Below are 1,431 nucleotides of genomic sequence, written 5' to 3'. Positions count from 1 at the left end.
AAAGAATAAGCCTGAATAATATATTTGCTTTGATCTAGATGGATCAGGGGATTACAGACATTTACCATAAAAAAGCAAGCTATGCCGAATCGACGTGATTTTCTTCTTGGTGGGACTGTAGCAGCGGCTGCGACCTTGTTACCAAATAAATTGACTGCTCAAACTCCAACCAATCGATCGGAAATGGCAGCTTTACAGGAAGGATATGTGGGACAGTATCAGGGTGGTGTGTACTTACTGCCAGCCAATGATGAGACAGTCCAATGGGGTTGGTTTAATAATGCAGAGACACCCCGCGCTCGGATTAAATCAGGGGACACCGTTGTCATGGAAACCATGATGGCTTCCATGAATCAAATTTTGCCGGGGGTATCGATCGAAGAAATTACTAGACTGCGGGTAAATAATCCCGGTCGTGGACCCCATACGATTACAGGGCCGATCTTTGTAGAGGGCGCAGCACCCGGAGATACTCTGAAAGTCAAAATTAATCGGATTGTGCCTCGTACCTATGGCTCCAACTGGAACCTGCCGGGTAATCTTGCCCTAGGGCAATTCCCAACTAGCTTCCCTGAACCCCAAGTAAAACATTTCTTCCTTGACCTCAAGCGTGGGGTAACAGAATTTTTGCCGGGAATTGAATTACCTGTGCGTCCGTTCCCCGGTATTCTTGGGGTGGCGAGAGCTGAAAGTGGACAATATAGCACCGTACCCCCTGGACCTTTTGGCGGAAACCTCGACTGTAGAGAATTAGTAGAAGGCACAACGATTTACTTACCAGTGTTTGTGGATGGAGCTTTATTGTGGTCTGGGGATTCCCATGCGGTGCAAGGTAATGGTGAGATTAATTTAACAGCGATCGAGTCTGCCTTTAATGAACTGAACCTGACTGTAGAAGTAATTAAGGGTAAACGCCTGACTTGGCCGCGGATTGAGTCAAATACTCATTGGATAACGATGGGTTACGATCGAGACCTCAATATTGCGATCGATATTCTGGAAGAAGAAACCCTAAAATTTCTTGCTGAATCTAAAGGCTTAAACACTACTGAAGCTCGTCAATACATGGCAAACTACGGTGATTGTCGAGTAGCAGAGGTGGTCAATCAACTAAAAGGGGTCTATTGCATGTTACCGAAACAACCAACTCCAGTCCTTGCCCCTAACCCTACCACTGATACCTCAGATAGTTTTGTCACCCATGCCATCGATGGTGATGCAATGCAGGCTATGAACATGGCGGCTATGAGTCTTATTGAGAGAATGCAGACCCTAAAAGGACTTGTACCCCTTGATGCCTATTCCCTTGCCAGTTTAGCTATGGATGCACGGATTGGCAAAATAGAGCCGGGAGCAAAACATCTACATTGCTTGATGCCCAAGTCTCTCTGGGTCAGAAGTTAACAGCAGTTTGCGTTCAGATAAGTGGTG

The 1,431-nt window shown here is 46.2% G+C and carries 1 protein-coding gene; it reads left to right on the top strand.

What is annotated here, in order from left to right:
* Nucleotides 1–81 precede the first annotated feature (81 nt).
* The gene (locus QUB12_RS37315) at nt 82–1,404 is read left to right on the top strand and encodes an acetamidase/formamidase family protein (protein ID WP_333054148.1); all 1,323 of its coding nucleotides are present in this window, start codon (nt 82–84) and stop codon (nt 1,402–1,404) included.
* Nucleotides 1,405–1,431: the final 27 nt, after the last annotated feature.

Origin of the sequence: Microcoleus sp. B7-D4 (assembly GCF_036705125.1) — a bacterium.
In the GTDB taxonomy this organism is placed as follows: Bacteria; Cyanobacteriota; Cyanobacteriia; order Cyanobacteriales; family Microcoleaceae; genus Microcoleus.
The sequence above is the reverse complement of the archived record's forward strand: the minus strand, read 5'-3'. Positions and strand labels throughout refer to the sequence as shown.

What these genes read in the sequence shown, in the direction of transcription:
- QUB12_RS37315 (WP_333054148.1), top strand. Translation starts at nt 82, where the DNA reads ATGCCGAATCGACGTGATTTTCTTCTTGGTGGGACTGTAGCAGCGGCT.